We start from the raw sequence: 17,036 nt of genomic DNA, 5'->3' as shown, positions 1-17,036 counted from the left end.
GACAACCGTTTCGCACGGCGCCGCCTCGCCGCAGTTGTCACCCCGGGGACCTACGTTCAGCACATGGGTCAGCTCAGCTTCGCCGATGTCGATCCCACGGCTGACCCCACGCTGCGCGAGACCACCTTCGTCGTCGTCGACCTGGAGACCACCGGCGGGCGATCGTCCGGCGAGCGACACGACGAGATCACCGAGATCGGCGCGGTCAAGGTGCGCGGCGGCGAGATCCTGGGCGAGTTCGCCACTTTGGTCGATCCCGGGCGCGCGATCCCGCCACAGATCGTCGCGCTGACGGGCATCACCACGGCCATGGTGTACGACGCCCCGCGGATCGAGGCGGTACTCCCCTCTTTCCTCGAGTTCTGCCGGGGCGCCGTGCTGGTGGCGCACAATGCCGGATTCGACATCGGCTTCCTTCGCGCCGCCGCCGAGCGCCACCACCTGCCGTGGCCGAAACCGCCGGTGCTGTGCACCGTGGCGCTGGCCCGCCGGGTCCTCACGCGGGACGAGGCGCCCAGCGTGCGGCTCTCCGCGCTGGCTCAACTGTTCAGAGCCACAACCACGCCCACCCACCGCGCGCTCGACGACGCCCGCGCCACTGTCGACGTGCTGCACGGGCTCATCGAGCGCGTCGGCAACCAGGGCGTGCACACGTTCGCCGACCTGCGGGCCTACCTGCCGGATGTCACTCCCGCGCAACGCAGCAAGCGTCACCTCGCGCGGGCGCTGCCACGCAGCCCGGGGGTGTACCTGTTCCGCGGCCCGTCCGAGGAGGTGCTCTACGTGGGCACCGCCGTCGATCTGCGCCGCCGGGTCTCCCAATACTTCAGCGGCGCCGACCCGCGCACCCGCATCAAGGAGATGGCGTCCTTGGCCGTCAGGGTCGACCACGTCGAATGCGCCCACGAACTGGAAGCGGGTGTGCGCGAACTGCGGCTGCTGGCCGCACACGCGCCGCCGTACAACCGACGGTCGAAATTCCCGCACCGGTGGTGGTGGGTGACACTGACCGACGAGCCCTTCCCCCGGTTCTCCACAGTGCGCGCCCCGCGCAGTGACAGCGCGGTGGGCCCGTTCCGGTCCCGGGCCGATGCGTCCGAGGCCGCGGCGCTGATGGCCCGCTTCACCGGGGTGCGCACCTGCACCAAGCGGCTCGGCCGCACCGCCGTGCACGGGCCGGCCTGCCCGGAGCGCGAGGTCTCCCCGTGTCCGGCGCTGCGCGGCACCGACGCCGACGCGTACGCCGCGGCGGCCCGGAATGCGCTCGCACTCATGGACGGCCGGTGCGGCCGGGCCCTTGAGGCGGCCCTGGCCCACATCGCCGAGCTGTCCGGACGGAACCGGTACGAGACGGCCGCGCGCCTGCGCGATCACACCGCCGCCACGATCGATGCGCTGTGGCGAGGCCAGCGACTTCGGGCCCTGTCGGCGATCGGCGAACTGGTGGCCGCCAGACCGGACGGCGGCGGTGGCTGGCATCTCGCGGTGATCCGGCACGGCCAGCTCGCCGCGGCCGGAGGGGCCGCCCGCGGGGTTCCGCCGATGCCCGTGGTGGACGCGCTCACCGCGTCCGCCCAAGCGATCCTGCCTGCTCCGGGACCGCTCGGTGGAGCGCTGGTCGAGGAGACGGGCCTGATCGCGCGCTGGCTCACTCAGCCCGGCGTGCGGATCGTGCGAACCGACACCGGCTACTGCACACCGTTGGCCGCGGCCGGACGCTTCGCGGCGTGGGCCGCCACCGCGCGCTCGGCGCGGGCCGCCGCCGAACAGCTCGCCGAACAGTTCGGCGGGCCGGAGCTTCGCCGCTCAGAGACTCTGGGTGAGCCGCACCCAACGCGCGAGCAGCTCTTCGGCCGCCCCGGAGTCGATCGCCTCCTTCGCCCGCGCGAGCCCGGACTCCCAGGCCGGAACCCACTTGGCGTCGCTGGATAGCCCGGCGTGAGCGACCATCGCGCCGGCGGCATTGAGCACGACGGCATCGCGCACCGGCCCCTTGGCGCCGCTGAGCACCGCGCGGGCCGACGCCGCGTTGGCCTCGGCGTCACCGCCGACGAGTTCGGAGATGTCGGCCCGGGCGAAGCCGAACGCGGCCGGGTCGAACGTCAATCGCTCCACCGTGCCGGCCTGCACCCGCCAGATCGTGCTCGTCGTGGTGGTGGTCAGCTCGTCGAGCCCGTCGTCACCGTGCACCACCAGCACGCTGGAGCCGCGGGTGGCGTATACCCCCGCCATCACCGCGGCCAGGTCGCCCCAGGCGCAACCGATCAGGCCTGCCCGCGGGGCGGCCGGGTTGGTCAAGGGCCCCAGCAGGTTGAACACCGTCGGCACACCGATCTCACGGCGCACCACGCCGGCATGCTTGTACGACGGATGGAACTGCGGGGCGAACGCGAAGCCGATGCCGACCTCGGCCACGCACCGCGCGACGTCCTCGGGACCCAGATCGATCCGTACCCCGAGCGCCTCGAGCGTGTCCGCTCCGCCCGACAGCGACGACGCGGCCCGGTTCCCGTGCTTGACCACGGGCACGCCGGCTGCGGCCACCACGATCGAGGCCATGGTGGACAGGTTCACGGTGTTGGCGCCGTCACCGCCGGTGCCGACGATGTCCACGGTCGCGTTGCCGATCGTGTCGGTCGGCACCCGGCGGGCGTGCTTGAGCATGATGTCGGCCAGCTCGGTCACCTCGGCCGACGTGGGCCGCTTCATCTTCATCGAAACCGCGAACGCGGCGATCTGCGCCGGGGTTGCGGTCCCGGTCATGATCTGGTCCATCGCCCAGGCTGTCTGCCCCGCCAGCAACCCCTGACCCGTCGTCAGTCTGCCCAGGATCATCGGCCAGGTGGGAGCGCTCCGGGAGACGTCGGTAGCCGATGTGGAATGGGGCGCAGGGGTAGTCACAGAAGTGATTATGACGAATTGCCTGACCCGGGTGGAGTTCGACAACTACAAAGCGTCATACTTGCTCTCGTGACGAGCGCTGTAGGAACCTCCGGAACCGCCATCACCTCGCGCGTTCATTCGCTGAACCGGCCGAACATGGTAAGTGTCGGCACCATCGTGTGGCTTTCCAGTGAGTTGATGTTCTTTGCTGGACTGTTCGCGATGTATTTCACGGCGCGCGCACAGGCACACGGCGACTGGCCGCCGGAGCCGACCGAACTGAATCTCGCTCTCGCCGTACCGGTGACGCTGGTGCTGATCGCGTCGTCGTTCACGTGCCAGATGGGCGTGTTCGCCGCCGAGCGCGGCGACGTATTCGGGCTCCGCCGCTGGTACACGCTCACGCTGGCGATGGGCACCTTCTTCGTGCTGGGCCAGGGCTATGAGTACCTGCACCTCGTCGAGCACGGAACCACAATCGCCGGCAGTGCCTATGGCACCGTCTTCTACCTGGCGACCGGCTTCCACGGCCTGCACGTCATCGGTGGTCTGATCGCGTTCGTCCTGCTGCTGTTGCGCACCCGGATGAGCAAGTTCACGCCCGCCCAGGCCACCGCGGCCATCGTCGTGTCCTACTACTGGCACTTCGTCGACATCGTGTGGATCGCTCTGTTCGCCGTCATCTACTTCGTCCGATGACCGGCGAGCCGGAACGTCCGACGACGTCACAGCCCAACGAGCGGATGAGAAGGGGTTCGATGACCAGCAAGTCACGCGGTGCCGGACGGCCGGCGACGGTTCGCCGGCGGCGGGTGCGCCGACGCGTCACGGCGGCACTGCTGCTGCTGAGCGGATTGGTGATGGCCGGTGGCCTGGCGGCTACGTTGACTCCGTCACCACAGGTCGCGGTCGCCGATGAATCGGCGTCGGCGATGCTGCGCACTGGTCAACAGCTCTACGAGACCTCCTGCGTGTCGTGCCACGGCGTGAATCTGCAGGGTGTCGCCGATCGCGGCCCGAGCCTGATCGGCGTCGGCGAGGCGGCGGTGTACTTCCAGGTGTCCACCGGCCGTATGCCGGCGATGCGTGGCGAGGCGCAGGCCCCGGCCAAGCCGCGGCAGTTCGACGAGGCACAGACCGACGCGCTCGGCGCCTACATCCAGGCCAACGGCGGCGGACCCGTCGTCCCGCGCGACGAGAACGGCCAGATCGCGTCTCACTCGCTGATCGGTAACGACGTGGCCCGCGGCGGTGATCTGTTCCGCCTCAACTGCGCGTCGTGCCACAACTTCACGGGCAAGGGCGGCGCGCTCTCGTCCGGCAAGTACGCCCCCGACCTCGGTGACGCCAACGAGGCCCAGATCTACACCGCGATGCTGACCGGTCCGCAGAACATGCCGAAATTCTCCGACCGCCAGCTGTCCCCTGAAGAGAAGCGCGACATCGTCGCCTACGTCCGCGAAGCAGCCGAGACGCCCACACCCGGCGGGCTCGGACTGGGCGGCTTCGGACCGACGTCCGAAGGCATGGTCGCGTGGATCGTCGGCATGGTGGCAATCATCGCCGCCGCTCTCTGGATCGGAGCACGGGCATGAGTGACGCGCACGACGACGTGAAGGGCACCGACGTCCCCGGCCACAAGGGCGAACCGGGGCAGCCCACCGACGCCGAACTGGCGAAGATGACGCAGGAAGAACTGCTCGAACTGGGCGGCAAGCTCGACGGCGTCGAGATCGTTCACAAGGAGCCGCGCTGGCCGGTGCCCGGCACCAAGGCCGAGAAGCGCGCCGAACGCACCGTCGCGTACTGGTTTCTGCTGGCCGGTTTCTCCGGCCTCGCACTGCTGCTGATCTTCCTGTTCTGGCCGTGGGAGTACAAGCCCTACGGTTCCGACGGCGAATTCCTGTACTCGTTGACCACCCCGCTCTACGGTCTGACCTTCGGGCTGTCGGTGCTGGCCATCGGTATCGGCGCGGTGCTGTTCCAGAAGAAGTTCATCCCCGAGGAGATCTCGGTCCAGGAGCGCCACGACGGCCGCTCCCCCGAGATCCACCGCAAGACCATCGCGGCCAACCTCGGTGACGCGCTCGACGGCTCGACCATCAAGCGCCGCAAGCTGATCGGCCTGTCGCTGGGCATCGGCTTCGGCGCGTTCGGAGCGGGCACGCTTGTGGCCTTCATCGGCGGGCTCATCAAGAACCCGTGGAAGCCCGTCGTTCCGACCGCGGAGGGCCCCAAGGCAGTGCTGTGGACCTCGGGCTGGACGCCGCGCTTCGAGGGCGAGACCATCTATCTGGCCCGCGCGACCGGCAAGCCCGGCGAGTCCCCGTTCGTCAAGATGCGTCCCGAGGACATCGATGCCGGCGGCATGGAGACCGTGTACCCGTGGCGTGAATCCGACGGTGACGGAACGACTGTCGAGTCCGAGCACCACATTTTCGAGATCTCGATGGGCGTGCGCAACCCGGTGATGCTGATCCGCATCAAGCCCGCGGACATGTCCCGGGTGGTCAAGCGCCGCGGCCAGGAGAGCTTCAACTTCGGCGAGTTGTTCGCCTACACGAAGGTGTGCTCGCACCTGGGCTGCCCGTCCTCGCTGTACGAGCAGCAGACCTACCGCATTCTGTGCCCGTGTCACCAGTCGCAGTTCGACGCGTTGCACTTCGCCAAGCCGATCTTCGGTCCGGCGGCCCGTGCGCTCGCGCAGCTGCCGATCACCATTGATCAAGAGGGCTACCTGGTCGCCAACGGCGACTTCATCGAACCCGTCGGACCGGCATTCTGGGAGCGGAAGTCATGAGCCCACGTCTAGACGCAGCCACGATCGCGGCCAGGCAGGGTGACGCGATCGACTCGCGGTATCACCCGTCGGCTGCGGTGCGCCGGCAGCTCAACAAGGTCTTCCCCACGCACTGGTCGTTCCTGCTGGGCGAGATCGCGATGTACAGCTTCATCGTGCTGCTCATCACGGGCGTTTACCTGACGCTGTTCTTCGATCCGTCGATGGCGCACGTCACCTATGACGGCGTGTACCAGCCGCTGCGCGGGGTCGGCATGTCCCGCGCCTACGAGACGACGCTGGACATCAGCTTCGAGGTGCGCGGCGGCCTGTTCGTCCGTCAGGTCCACCACTGGGCGGCGCTGCTGTTCGCCGCGTCCATCATGGTCCACCTGGCCCGTGTCTTCTTCACCGGCGCGTTCCGTCGCCCGCGTGAGGCGAACTGGGTGATCGGCTCGCTGCTGCTGATCCTGGCCATGTTCGAAGGCTTCTTCGGGTACTCGCTGCCCGACGACCTGCTCTCGGGCACCGGCATCCGCGCCGCGCTGTCGGGCATCACGATGGGCATCCCGATCGTCGGCACCTGGATGCACTGGGCGCTGTTCGGCGGCGACTTCCCCGGCGAGATCCTGATCCCCCGCCTCTATGCGCTGCACATTCTGCTGATTCCGGGAATCATCCTGGCGCTCATCGGTGTTCACCTCGCGTTGGTCTGGTTCCAGAAGCACACGCAGTTCCCCGGCCCCGGCCGCACCGAGACCAACGTCGTCGGCGTGCGCGTCATGCCGGTGTTCGCGATCAAGTCGGGTGCGTTCTTCGCGGTGACGGTCGGCATCCTCGGTCTGATGGGCGGCCTGCTCCAGATCAACCCGGTGTGGACGATCGGCCCCTACAAGCCGTCCCAGGTGTCGGCGGGCAGCCAGCCGGACTTCTACATGATGTGGACGGACGGCCTGATCCGGTTGTGGCCGGCATGGGAGTTCTACCCGTTCGGTCACACCATCCCGCAGGGCGTGTGGGTGGCTGTGGGCATGGGACTGATCTTCACGCTGCTGGCTGCGTATCCGTTCCTGGAGAAGAAGCTGAGCGGGGACGACGCGCACCACAACCTATTGCAGCGTCCGCGTGACGCACCGACCCGCACCGCGGTGGGCGCCGCCGCGATCGCGTTCTACATCGTGCTGACCTTCGCGTGTATGAACGACATCATCGCGCTGAAGTTCCACATCTCGCTCAATGCGACGACGTGGATCGGCCGCGTCGGCATGGTGGTGCTTCCCGCGATCGTGTACTTCGTCGCCTACCGCTGGGCGGTGGCGCTGCAGCGCAGCGACCGCGAGGTGCTCGAGCACGGCGTCGAGACCGGCATCATCAAGCGGCTGCCGCACGGCGCCTACGTCGAGCTGCACCAGCCGCTGGGTCCTGTCGACGAGCATGGTCATCCGATTCCGCTGCAGTACCAGGGCGCCGCCCTGCCGAAGCGGATGAACAAGCTGGGATCGGCGGGCGCCCCGGGCACCGGCAGCTTCCTGCGGGGCGACCCGCTGTCCGAGCACGAGGCGCTGACCGAGGCGGCGCACGCGTCCGAGCATCGCGCGCTGACCGCACTGCGGGAGCACCAGGAGCGCAGCTCCGGCAACGGCTCCTCGAACGGATCGTCCAACGGACACCACTGACGAGCCGCGAAGCACGAAGATCCGCCCCCAGCCGCAAGGATGGGGGCGGATCTTTTTGTGTGAGCTGTCGGCCGAAGAGGGCCGGTTCGTCCCGGGCCCTCCCCCGCCCCACCCGTCACACGCATTCACCCTCTGCAGACAAAGCGCGAGAAGACCACTGCAGAAAGCAGATTCGTGTGACCCCCGAGACTCCCCGCAGCCGTCCGCGTCTTCGCCCGGGCCGGCTCAGCTTTCGGTGTCGGAGCGCAGCTCGCGCAGGAAGTACCACGGGAGCGCGCACATCCCGACGGTGACGGCGCCGGCGAGGCCGTACAGCACCCATGCCGCAGTGTCGCTGTCGACGGCCATCAGATAGGTCGCCGCCGAGATCAGCAGCGTCGCAACGCCCATCGCGGCCGCGATCGATGCGGTGCACCGCAGGTACATCTGGTCGGTCACCGGCGAACTCGCCGCCGAGGACCCCGGCATCGTCGGCAACGGACCGCTCGCCTCGACGGGGCGCGCGACGCGCAGTTTCTCCGTCGGTGCGTCCAGCCCGCGCACCGGCGACGGTGCGCTCTCGGCACGCGGTGCCGGCGCGGGCACGGCCTCCGATTCGGTCGTCCGCCGGGCACGCAGCAGCAGCGGCACAGCCGCCACGATCACCGCCGCAGACACCCCGATGATCGTGTACAGCACCCACGGGGTCCCGGACCCCCCTGCGGACTGCGCATGGCCTCGCGCGAGGTCGACCAAGGCCACGACGGCCGCGACCGCGGCACCCAGTGCGGCCAACCACACCACGGCACAGCCGCCCAGCAGCAGGCGATCCGTGCGATCGAGTGTGGCGACGTCGAGGCCCGGCCGGGTCCGGGTGGTGTCGGTGAGGTTCGTCATCTGCGGTCTGCGGCCTAACAGCTGGTCTGTGCGGCGTTGCTGGTGTTGGACGACAACACCGTTCCGTCGCTTGTCGTGATTGAGCAGTTCAGCCGGCTGACCAGAAACAGGCTCGAAGCCTGAACCGAGCCGACCTCCGACTGGGAGATCGGGGTGACCGTCAACGACCACGGGATGTAGACGTTGCGCTGCGTACGGCTGCGACCCGACGCGTCGATGTAGGTGACGGTGATGATGTCGCCCGGCGCCTTCGTCCCGGTCACCGAGTAGGTGACCTGACGCGGTCCCGACCGCGTCGTGGTCGGAGGCGGCGGCGGTGCCGGTTCCTCCGTGGTCGGAGGCGGCGGAGGCGGCGCCTCCGTGGTGGCCGGCGGTGGAGGAGGCGGCGGCTCGGTGACCGTGACGGTCTCAGGTGGTGGCGGCGGGGGCGGAGCCTCTTCCGAGGTCGGAGGCGGCGGGGGCGGCGGCGGCTCGGTCGTGGTGAACTCGTCCTGCACCGGGGGCACCGATTCGGTGGTCGTCGTGGTCGGTGTCGCCAGGTTGTCGGTCTCGGTGCGTGTCACCAGCACCGACACGGACACGACCAGCGCGATCGCGGCAACGATCGCAACCACCCCGACCACCCACGGCCATCGGGGCGGCGGCGCCTGCTCGACGTCGACGTTCGCGTCGTAGCTGTCGTAGTCGTACAACGATGCGTCCGCCGGCACGTAGGGCGGACTGACGAACTGTTCGGATTCCGGCGCCGAATAGGCCCGAGAATAGAAGTCGGTCTGACCGGTATCGGGATTGTCGGCGGTGGGTTCGTCCGGGGTGGGCTGGCCAGCCGGCTCCTCACCTGGGAGGCCAGAGCTGCCAGAGTCCTGCCCGGGAGGATTCGGCCCGCTCATCTACGTCTATCCTTTTCGACTGCTTCTCCGGCGCGGTGGTCGCCGTGGCGGCTCATGGCGCCTCGGCAACACTACCCAACGGCAGCACCCGATCGGATGGCTCGACGCGTGTTGCGGGTGAACTCATGCCCTGATTGTGACCTTGTCGCCGGGGCGGTGGTCAGTGCTTCTCCGGGCCCCAGTGGTACTCGAAGACCAGACCCGACACGGTCACCAGGATGAAGCAGACGCCGGCGATGATCAGCCACGGCAGCCACATGGCCAGCCCAACTGCAGCGACCGATCCGGACAGCGCGATGAAGATCGGCCACCAGCTGTGCGGGCTGAAGAAACCGAGCTCTCCGGCGCCGTCGGCGATCTCGGCGTCCTCGTAGTCCTCGGGCCGGGTGTCGAGGCGGCGCGCGACGAACCGGAAGAAAGTGCCGACGATCAGCGAAAGGCCCGTGGTGAGCGCCAGCGCGGTGCTGCCGGCCCACTCGATACCGCCCTGGGCGAACATATAGGTCAGCACGACGTACACCACGGTGCACAGCGCGAAGAACGCCGTCAGGAACTCGAACAACCTGGCTTCGATGTGCATCTGCTGTCCTTACCTGCTCGCCTGGGGCAGCTCGGGTGCTCCCTCACCGCGACGGGTGTCGAAGGGTTTGGTGGTGACGGCCACCGGCGACTGATTGATCGCCTCCAACGCCTCGGCGTTGGTCTTGCCGGCACTGCGCTGATCGAGGTACGCCTTGAAGTCGTTGGGCTCCACCACACGCAGCTCGAAGTTCATCATCGCGTGGTAGGTGCCGCACATCTCGGTGCAACGACCGACGAACGCGCCGGTCTGGTTGATCTCGCTGATCTGGAAGACGTTGTCGGAGTTGTTCTCCTTGGGGTTGGGCAGCACGTCCCGCTTGAACAGGAACTCAGGCACCCAGAACCCATGGATGACGTCCGCCGAGGCGATCTGGAACTCGACCCGCTTGCCGACCGGCACCACCAGCACCGGGATCTCGGTGGAGGTCCCGATGGTCTCGATCTTGTCGAAGTTCAGGTAGGTACGGTCCTCGGGGTTCTTGCCGTAGATGGCGCCGACCTGCTCGATGCCGTGATCGTCCACGCCCTCGGGACGCGAGGTCATGGCCTCTTTGCGGGCGTTGTCCACGCCGTCGTAGGTCAGCGTGCCGTCGGCGAAATCGACCTTCTGGTAGCCGAACTTCCAGTTCCACTGGAACGCCGTGACGTCGATCACGACCTCAGGGTTGTCTTCCTTGTTCAGCATCCGCTCCTGCACCACCACGGTGAAGTAGAAGAGCACCGAAATGATGATGAACGGGATCACCGTCAGCGTCAGCTCCAGCGGCATGTTGTAGCCAAACTGGCGAGGCAACTCGGTGTCGCCCTTCTTCTTCCGGTGGAAGGCCATCGTCCACAACAGCAGGATGTAGACGATCGCGCCGACGACGAACGCGGCGATCACCGAACCGATCCACAATTCGCGGTTCAGGTGTGCTTCCGGGGTGATGCCGTTGGGCCAGCCGAGGCCGAGCACCTCAGACCAACTGCACCCGCTGAGTAGCACCGCCGTCCCGCCCAGAAGCAGCGACAATGCCACCAACTTAGGACCGCGAGCGGACACGTTGGCGCCTCCTACTAAGTCGTTAAACCGGCGGCCGGTCAGACGGCTGCATCGAATACTACGCAGCGTAGACCACGCCCTCGACCGCACGCGAAGGGACCGGTGGATGTGGGCACGTGCCGATCTCTGCACGCACTCCGCAACAGGCATACTGGCGCGGTGTGCGGACTTCTGGCGCTGGTCACCGACCCTTCCTCTGAGGTATCCCCCACCACCGTCGATGCCGTGTCCGGAGCGACCGCCCAGATGCGGCACCGCGGCCCGGACGAGCCCGGCACCTGGCACGACGGCCGCGTGGTGCTCGGTTTCAACCGGCTCTCGATCATCGACATCGCACACAGCCACCAGCCGCTGCGGTGGGGGCCGCCGGAGGCGCCGGAGCGCTACACGCTGGTGTTCAACGGCGAAATCTACAACTACCTGGAACTGCGGGACGCGCTGCGGTCCGAGTTCGGCGCGGAGTTCCACACCGACGGTGACGGCGAGGCCATCGTGGTGGCCTACCACCACTGGGGCGCCGAAGCGCTGACCCGGCTGCGCGGCATGTTCGCGTTCGCGCTGTGGGACAGCGTCACACAGGAACTGTTCTGTGCCAGGGACCCCTTCGGCATCAAACCGCTCTACATGGCGACCGGCCCCGGCGGCACCGTCGTCGGCAGCGAGAAGAAATGCCTGCTGGAGGTCGCCGACCGGCTCGGGATCGATCTCGGTATCGACGAGCGAGCCGTTGAGCACTACACCGTGTTGCAGTACGTCCCCGAACCCGAGACGCTGCACCGCGGCATCCGCAGGCTGGAATCGGGCAGTTCGGCTGTGATCCGGCCGGGCGCCGGCCCGGAGGTGACGCGTTACTTCAAGCCGCGGTTCGACGCGGTGGCATTCCGGCCGGGAACAGAGCAGTCCCGCTACGACGAGATCACCGCCGCGCTCGAGGACTCGGTGGCCAAGCACATGCGTGCCGATGTGACGGTGGGTGCGTTCCTGTCCGGCGGTATCGACTCGACCGCGATCGCGGCGCTGGCGATGCGGCACAACCCGCGGCTGATCACGTTCACCACCGGCTTCGAACGGGAGGGGTTCTCCGAGGTCGACGTCGCGGTCGCATCGGCCGAAGCGATCGGCGCCCGCCACGTCACCAAGGTGGTCAGCCAGCAGGAGTTCGTCGCGGCGCTGCCCGAGATCGTCTGGTATCTCGACGAACCCGTCGCCGACCCGGCGCTGGTCCCGCTGTACTTCATCGCCCGGGAGGCCCGTAAACACGTCAAGGTGGTGCTCTCCGGCGAGGGCGCCGACGAGCTGTTCGGCGGCTACACGATCTATCGGGAACCGTTGTCGCTCAAGGCTTTCGACTACCTTCCCCGCGGCCTGCGCAAGTCGGTGGGCCGGATGGCCGGCCCGTTGCCCGAGGGTCTGCGCGGCAAGAGCCTGCTGCACCGCGGATCCTTGACGCTCGAGGAGCGCTATTACGGCAACGCGCGCAGCTTCTCGGACGCGCAGCTGCGCGCGGTGCTGCCGCGGTTCCGCCCGGAATGGGTGCACACCGATGTGACGGCGCCGGTGTACGCCCAGTCACAGGGCTGGGACCCGGTGGCGCGGATGCAGCACATCGATCTGTTCACCTGGCTGCGCGGCGACATCCTGGTCAAGGCGGACAAGATGACGATGGCCAACTCGCTGGAGTTGCGGGTGCCGTTCCTGGATCCCGAGGTGTTCGCGGTCGCGTCGAGGCTGCCGTACGACCAGAAGATCACCCGGTCGACGACGAAGTACGCATTGCGTCGCGCGCTCGAACCCATCGTTCCCGCGCACGTGCTCAACCGCCCGAAACTGGGCTTCCCGGTGCCGATCCGGCACTGGCTGCGCTCCGGCGAGCTGCTCGACTGGGCGCACGGGATGGTCGGCACGTCCGGCGCGGGCGATTTCGTCGATCTCGCCGCGGTCCGCTCCATGCTCGACGAACACCGCAGCGGCACCACCGACCACAGCCGCCGGCTGTGGACCATGCTGATCTTCATGCTGTGGTACGGGATCTTCGTCGACAAGAGCGTGACCCCGCAGATCAGCGAGCCGACCTACCCCGTACAGCTTTAGGCGCTAAAGCGCCTCGGTGGGCTCTGTCGGCGCTAAAGCGCCTCTGTGGGCTCTGTCGGCGCTAAAGCGCCTCGGCGATCTCCCGGGCAGCTTCAGCCCCATACGCGTCCGAGAGGCGCTCCACGGCCGACTCCTTGTGCCAGCTCCACTCCTGCGGACCCGGGGCCTCCAGCACCAGCGTGGCCACCAGAGAGGCCAGCTGGGCCGCGCGCTCCAGCGACAGCCCGGCGTCACGGCCGGTCAGGAAGCCGGCGCGGAACGCGTCGCCGATCCCGGTCGGATCCTCCTTGTGGGTCTCGGGCACCACGTCGACGTGCACGAAGGTTCCGTCGCGACCCACGAGGTCCACGCCCTTCTCACCCAGGGTGGTGACGCGCAGCTGGATCTGGCTCATCACCTCTGCCTCCGACCAGCCGGACTTCTGCAGCAGCAGATCCCACTCGTAGTCGTTGGTGAACAGGTAGCTCGCGCCGTTGATCAGATTGCGGATCTCCTGCCCCGACAGCCGCGCCAACTGCTGGCTGGGGTCGGCCGCGAACGCCAGGCCGAGCGTGCGGCACTCCTCGGTGTAGAGGAACATCGCCTCCGGGTCGTTGGCTCCGATGATCACCAGATCCGGTGTGCCCGTTTGCTTCACGACGTCGGCAAGCTTGATGTTGCGAGCCTCCGACATCGCCCCCGGGTAGAAGGACGCGATCTGGGCCATGTCCTCGTCGGTGGTGCACACGAACCGCGCCGTGTAGGCGCTCTGTGACACGAGCACGCTGTCGCAGTTCACACCGTGCGCGGTGAGCCACTGCCGGTAGTCGTCGAAGTCTTCCCCGACCGCTCCGATCAGCAGCGGGCTTCCGCCGAGCACGCCCATCGCGAACGCCATGTTCCCGGCGACGCCGCCGCGATGCATGACGAGATCGTCGACGAGGAAACTCAACGAGACCTTCTGCAGGTGGTCGGCCAGCAGCTGTTCGGAGAACTTCCCCGGAAAGCGCATCAGATGGTCGGTCGCTATCGATCCGGTCACCGCAATGGTCACGCAGTCCCACCCTTCGTGTTCATGAGCATTTCAGCCTAGTGTCGAGCACTCCGGCGGGCAGATCTCGGCCCCGTCCCGGCCTCGCTGTCGGCAGGGTCACCCCGGCCAGGTGCGCTAACCTGCCTATAAGTGCCTGCCCGGTCACTGTAGATGCCGCAGGATCCGATCGACTTCCCCGGGAGCAAATCTATGACTGGTCCGTACCCGCCCCAATACGGCGCAGGACCAGCAGGCCCGCAGATGTATCCGGAGGGTTATCCGCCGCCGACCTACCCGGCGATGGGGACTCCCTATCCCGAGGCCGGCCCGGCGGCGTCCTATCCGGGCCCGCTGCCGCCGCCGGTGCAGTACCCCAAGCGCAGGCGCCCCTGGATCGTCGCCGCCGTCGCGGTGGTGGCGGTCGTCGGGCTCGTCGCGGTGATCGCCGCGGTGGCGCTGACCGGCCGGCGCGACGACGCCGGCTCCTCCGGCGCCCTCACCGAGGCGACGGCCAAGACCGCGATCCAGGACTATCTGGACGCGCTGACCAACGGCGACGACGAGACCGTGGCGCGGCACACCCTGTGCGGCCTGTTCGACGCGGTCAAGGAACGGCGCTCTGATCTGGCGCTGGCCAACCTGTCCAGCGACGCGTTCCGTAAGCAGTACGACAGCGCCGAGGTGACCGCGATCGACAAGATGGTGCTGTCCTCACCGACCCAGGCACAGGTGCTGTTCACGATGCGGGTGGTCCCGGCCAGCGGCTCGTCGCGCACGCAGCCCCAGGAGGCCGACGAGCAGGCCGTTGCGCAGCTGCTGTCGGTCGATGACGAGGTGTTGGTGTGCTCCTACCTGCCGCGCACGGCAGGTCAGTACTGATCGATCCGGTGCCGGCTCAGTTGAACGAGTCGCCGCACGCGCACGAACCGGTGGCGTTCGGGTTGTCGATGGTGAAGCCCTGCTTCTCGATCGTGTCCACGAAGTCGATGGTGGCGCCCTGCACATAGGGGGCGCTCATGCGGTCGACCGTGAGCTCGACGCCGTTGAAGTCGACGGTCAGGTCGCCGTCGAGGGTGCGGTCGTCGAAGAAGAGGTTGTAGCGCAGACCTGCGCACCCGCCGGGCTGCACAGCGATCCGCAGCGCCAGGTCGTCACGACCCTCCTGGTCGAGCAGAGCCTTCGCCTTGGCGGCCGCGGCATCGGTCAGAGTCACGCCGTGTTGGGCGTCGGTGGCCTGACCTGCCTGCACTGCCGAATCGTCCTGAACAGTCATGAAATCTCCCGTGTGGATGTTCGTGGAAGGGGCCCGCGGTTTGGCCGAGGTGGCCATGCGAGGTCTGACCCCACTGACTCAACGGTACCCCGTTCCCCCGCTATTCCCCATCTATCCCCAGCTTCCCGCGACGTCCGCGGCGAGACCGGTCAACTGGTCGGCCGCGTCCTCGATGGCACGCTGGACGGATCCCGCGTACTCGGCCACGGAGCGGGCCGTTTCAATACCCGCCGCCTGCAGCGCGGCATGGTCCAGCGTGACCTGCCCGGCCAGCACCAGCACCGGAATCCGGTGCGCCTGCGCGCTCGCTGCCAGGGCACTGACCACTTTGCCGTGCAGCGACTGGTCGTCGAAGCGGCCTTCCCCGGTGATGACCAGGTCGGCGGCGGCCACGTCGGCGTCGAGCCCGGTGTGCTCGGCGATGATCGCCGCGCCCGATTCGCGCCTACCCCCGAGCGCCAGCAGTGCGGCGCCGATACCTCCGGCGGCGCCGGCACCCGGTTCGTCACGGATCGAGCGCCCCGCCGCGGCATCGAGGTGGCGCGCCCAGTCCGTCAGCCGCTGTTCGAGGACGACGACGGTGTCCGGGTCGGCGCCCTTCTGCGGACCGAACACCGCGGCCGCCCCCCGAGGCCCGAGCAGGGGGTGTTCGACGTCACTGGCGGCGATCAGCTCGACATCGGCGAGCAGCTTGCGGGCGGCGTCCAGCCCGCCGAGGGCCTCGACCATCCCCCGGCCGCCGTCGGTGCAGCCGCTGCCGCCGAGTCCGACGAGAATACGGCGCGCGCCCGCGGCGTACGCCGCGGCGATCAGCTGACCGACCCCGCTGCTGTGCGCCGCCAACGCCGTGCGGACCGTCGGCGGCCCGCCGAGCAGGGCGAGCCCGCAGGCCTGCGCGCACTCGATATACGCGGTGACCGGCGGGTCGCCGTCGAAGACCCACTGCGCCTCGACCTCGGCGTCCAGCGGGCCTGCCACCGTCGTCGTCCGCGTGTGCCCCAGCCGGCCGGCCAGCACCTCGACGAACCCGGGCCCGCCGTCGGACTGCGGGGCCAGGGTCAGCACATCCGCCGGACGCGCCCGCCGCCAGCCGTCGGCGATGGCCCGGGCGGCCTGCACAGCGGTGAGGCTGTCGCCGAAACAGTCGGGCGCGATGAGAATGCTTGCCACCACGGCAGACTATGGCCTGTCCGCGGGCCCCGCAGGTCGCGCGGATTGGGTCGCCCGGCGGCCGAGAAGTAACCTGGCAGTCGTGAAACTGCTGGGCCGTAAGAACGACGACTCCGGGGATCCCCGCGACTCTGCGCCCTCCGCCGACCAGCGCGCCGACGCGGCCGCAGCCGAGCGGGCCGGGACGGCGCCCAAGGGCAAGCCGACACCGAAGCGCAACCAGGCGGCCCGCAGGCGCGGCCCGGTCGCGCCGGCGCCGATGACGGCCGCCGAGGCCCGGAAGCGCCGCAAGGAGATGCGCGGGCCGAAGCTGTCCCGCGAGGAGCGCAAGGCCGAGCGCCTTGAGCGCCGGGCCGACATGTCCGAGCGCCGGGCACGGATGATGGCCGGCGAGGACGCCTACCTGCTCCCCCGCGACCGTGGCCCGGTGCGCCGGTACGTGCGTGACGTGGTCGATGCGCGACGCAACCTGCTCGGCTTGTTCATGCCGTCGGCCCTGTTCCTGATCTTCGTGATGCTGGCCGTGCCCTCGGTCCAGGTGCAGGCGTTCCTGTCGCCGGCGATGCTGGTTCTGGTGCTGATCATGGTGATCGACGGGTTCTTCCTGGGCCGCAAGGTGAACCGGATGGCCGACGAGAAGTTCCCGGGCAACACCGAGACCGGCTGGAAGCTCGGTTTCTACGCCGCCAGCCGCGCCTCTCAGCTGCGCCGTATGCGTGCGCCGCGGCCGCAGGTCGAGCGCGGCACCCGCGTTGCGTGACG

At 68.5% G+C, this 17,036-nt stretch carries 15 protein-coding genes and 1 pseudogene; 8 read left to right on the top strand and 8 right to left on the bottom strand.

All coding sequences use genetic code 11. The features are described 5' to 3' along the window. Window positions 1-63: 63 nt before the first annotated feature. A pseudogene (locus ACTWP6_RS05265) lies at window positions 64-1,869 on the top strand (DEDD exonuclease domain-containing protein); the annotation flags it as partial. Here the strand turns inward: ACTWP6_RS05265 and trpD are convergent. Next, complete coding sequence (gene trpD, locus ACTWP6_RS05260) at window positions 1,807-2,835, bottom strand: anthranilate phosphoribosyltransferase (protein ID WP_443187110.1); 1,029 nt, start codon at window positions 2,833-2,835, stop codon at window positions 1,807-1,809. The pseudogene ACTWP6_RS05265 and the gene trpD sit on opposite strands and share 63 nt — an antisense overlap. A gap of 135 nt (window positions 2,836-2,970) precedes the next feature. Between trpD and ctaE the strand changes: the two genes are divergently transcribed. From ctaE to qcrB, 4 genes are read left to right on the top strand one after another with little or no spacing between them, the layout of a single operon-like run. Continuing rightward, entirely contained in the window at window positions 2,971-3,582 is a 612-nt protein-coding gene (gene ctaE / locus ACTWP6_RS05255) for an aa3-type cytochrome oxidase subunit III (protein ID WP_260753545.1), read from the top strand. Window positions 3,583-3,641: 59 nt separating this feature from the next. Next, window positions 3,642-4,478, top strand: a complete 837-nt coding sequence (qcrC, locus tag ACTWP6_RS05250; RefSeq protein ID WP_443187039.1) for a cytochrome bc1 complex diheme cytochrome c subunit — start codon at window positions 3,642-3,644, stop codon at window positions 4,476-4,478. Beyond that, window positions 4,475-5,683 carry a cytochrome bc1 complex Rieske iron-sulfur subunit gene (gene qcrA / locus ACTWP6_RS05245; RefSeq protein ID WP_443187038.1) on the top strand — a complete coding sequence of 403 codons (1,209 nt, stop codon included), beginning with the start codon at window positions 4,475-4,477 and terminating at the stop codon, window positions 5,681-5,683. The genes qcrC and qcrA overlap by 4 nt, the downstream gene beginning before the upstream one ends. Further along, window positions 5,680-7,338: a cytochrome bc1 complex cytochrome b subunit gene (qcrB, locus tag ACTWP6_RS05240; protein ID WP_260753548.1), complete on the top strand. Its 1,659-nt coding sequence runs from the start codon at window positions 5,680-5,682 to the stop codon at window positions 7,336-7,338. The genes qcrA and qcrB overlap by 4 nt, the downstream gene beginning before the upstream one ends. A 225-nt stretch (window positions 7,339-7,563) precedes the next feature. Here qcrB and ACTWP6_RS05235 read toward each other — a convergent pair whose 3' ends face one another. From ACTWP6_RS05235 to ctaC, 4 genes are all read right to left on the bottom strand, one after another. Next, the gene (locus tag ACTWP6_RS05235; protein ID WP_260753550.1) at window positions 7,564-8,214 is read right to left on the bottom strand and encodes a DUF2561 family protein; all 651 of its coding nucleotides are present in this window, start codon (window positions 8,212-8,214) and stop codon (window positions 7,564-7,566) included. Between the two features lie 14 nt (window positions 8,215-8,228). Further along, a complete protein-coding gene (locus ACTWP6_RS05230; protein ID WP_260753552.1) occupies window positions 8,229-9,104 on the bottom strand; it encodes an MmpS family protein in 876 nt (291 codons plus the stop codon). A gap of 160 nt (window positions 9,105-9,264) precedes the next feature. Further along, a complete protein-coding gene (locus ACTWP6_RS05225) occupies window positions 9,265-9,684 on the bottom strand; it encodes a cytochrome c oxidase subunit 4 (RefSeq protein ID WP_260753553.1) in 420 nt (139 codons plus the stop codon). A 9-nt stretch (window positions 9,685-9,693) separates the two neighbouring features. Beyond that, window positions 9,694-10,728, bottom strand: a complete 1,035-nt coding sequence (ctaC, locus tag ACTWP6_RS05220; protein WP_260753554.1) for an aa3-type cytochrome oxidase subunit II — start codon at window positions 10,726-10,728, stop codon at window positions 9,694-9,696. Window positions 10,729-10,887: 159 nt separating this feature from the next. On the opposite strand from ctaC, the gene asnB reads away from it, so the two are divergent. After that, window positions 10,888-12,819, top strand: a complete 1,932-nt coding sequence (asnB, locus tag ACTWP6_RS05215) for an asparagine synthase (glutamine-hydrolyzing) (protein ID WP_396884565.1) — start codon at window positions 10,888-10,890, stop codon at window positions 12,817-12,819. Between the two features lie 61 nt (window positions 12,820-12,880). Here the strand turns inward: asnB and ACTWP6_RS05210 are convergent, their stop codons facing one another. After that, complete coding sequence (locus ACTWP6_RS05210) at window positions 12,881-13,852, bottom strand: carbohydrate kinase family protein (RefSeq protein WP_260753557.1); 972 nt, start codon at window positions 13,850-13,852, stop codon at window positions 12,881-12,883. Window positions 13,853-14,041: 189 nt separating this feature from the next. Here ACTWP6_RS05210 and ACTWP6_RS05205 point away from each other — a divergent pair, with 189 nt between their 5' ends. Further along, window positions 14,042-14,710 carry an Rv0361 family membrane protein gene (locus tag ACTWP6_RS05205; protein ID WP_260753558.1) on the top strand — a complete coding sequence of 223 codons (669 nt, stop codon included), beginning with the start codon at window positions 14,042-14,044 and terminating at the stop codon, window positions 14,708-14,710. A 16-nt stretch (window positions 14,711-14,726) separates the two neighbouring features. On the opposite strand, the gene ACTWP6_RS05200 is transcribed toward ACTWP6_RS05205, so the two are convergent. Both ACTWP6_RS05200 and ACTWP6_RS05195 read right to left on the bottom strand, forming a co-directional pair. Further along, window positions 14,727-15,104: a HesB/IscA family protein gene (locus ACTWP6_RS05200; protein WP_443187037.1), complete on the bottom strand. Its 378-nt coding sequence runs from the start codon at window positions 15,102-15,104 to the stop codon at window positions 14,727-14,729. Window positions 15,105-15,215: 111 nt separating this feature from the next. Further along, window positions 15,216-16,277, bottom strand: coding sequence for a glycerate kinase family protein (locus ACTWP6_RS05195; protein ID WP_443187036.1), 1,062 nt, complete (start codon window positions 16,275-16,277; stop codon window positions 15,216-15,218). Between the two features lie 79 nt (window positions 16,278-16,356). Between ACTWP6_RS05195 and ACTWP6_RS05190 the strand changes: the two genes are divergently transcribed. Next, window positions 16,357-17,034: a DUF3043 domain-containing protein gene (locus ACTWP6_RS05190; protein WP_260753565.1), complete on the top strand. Its 678-nt coding sequence runs from the start codon at window positions 16,357-16,359 to the stop codon at window positions 17,032-17,034. Window positions 17,035-17,036 lie beyond the last annotated feature (2 nt).

Source organism: Mycobacterium sp. 4D054 (assembly GCF_052245755.1).
Taxonomy (GTDB): domain Bacteria; phylum Actinomycetota; class Actinomycetes; order Mycobacteriales; family Mycobacteriaceae; genus Mycobacterium.
This window is presented reverse-complemented; position numbering and strand designations above follow the sequence as displayed.

Bases quoted from the DNA above. Each gene is read 5' to 3' on its own strand.
- trpD (WP_443187110.1), bottom strand. From the start codon at position 2,835: ATGATCCTGGGCAGACTGACGACGGGTCAGGGGTTGCTGGCGGGGCAG.
- qcrC (WP_443187039.1), top strand. From the start codon at position 3,642: ATGACCAGCAAGTCACGCGGTGCCGGACGGCCGGCGACGGTTCGCCGG.
- qcrA (WP_443187038.1), top strand. From the start codon at position 4,475: ATGAGTGACGCGCACGACGACGTGAAGGGCACCGACGTCCCCGGCCAC.
- qcrB (WP_260753548.1), top strand. From the start codon at position 5,680: ATGAGCCCACGTCTAGACGCAGCCACGATCGCGGCCAGGCAGGGTGAC.
- ACTWP6_RS05235 (WP_260753550.1), bottom strand. From the start codon at position 8,214: ATGACGAACCTCACCGACACCACCCGGACCCGGCCGGGCCTCGACGTC.
- ACTWP6_RS05230 (WP_260753552.1), bottom strand. From the start codon at position 9,104: ATGAGCGGGCCGAATCCTCCCGGGCAGGACTCTGGCAGCTCTGGCCTC.
- ACTWP6_RS05225 (WP_260753553.1), bottom strand. From the start codon at position 9,684: ATGCACATCGAAGCCAGGTTGTTCGAGTTCCTGACGGCGTTCTTCGCG.
- ACTWP6_RS05205 (WP_260753558.1), top strand. From the start codon at position 14,042: ATGACTGGTCCGTACCCGCCCCAATACGGCGCAGGACCAGCAGGCCCG.
- ACTWP6_RS05200 (WP_443187037.1), bottom strand. From the start codon at position 15,104: ATGACTGTTCAGGACGATTCGGCAGTGCAGGCAGGTCAGGCCACCGAC.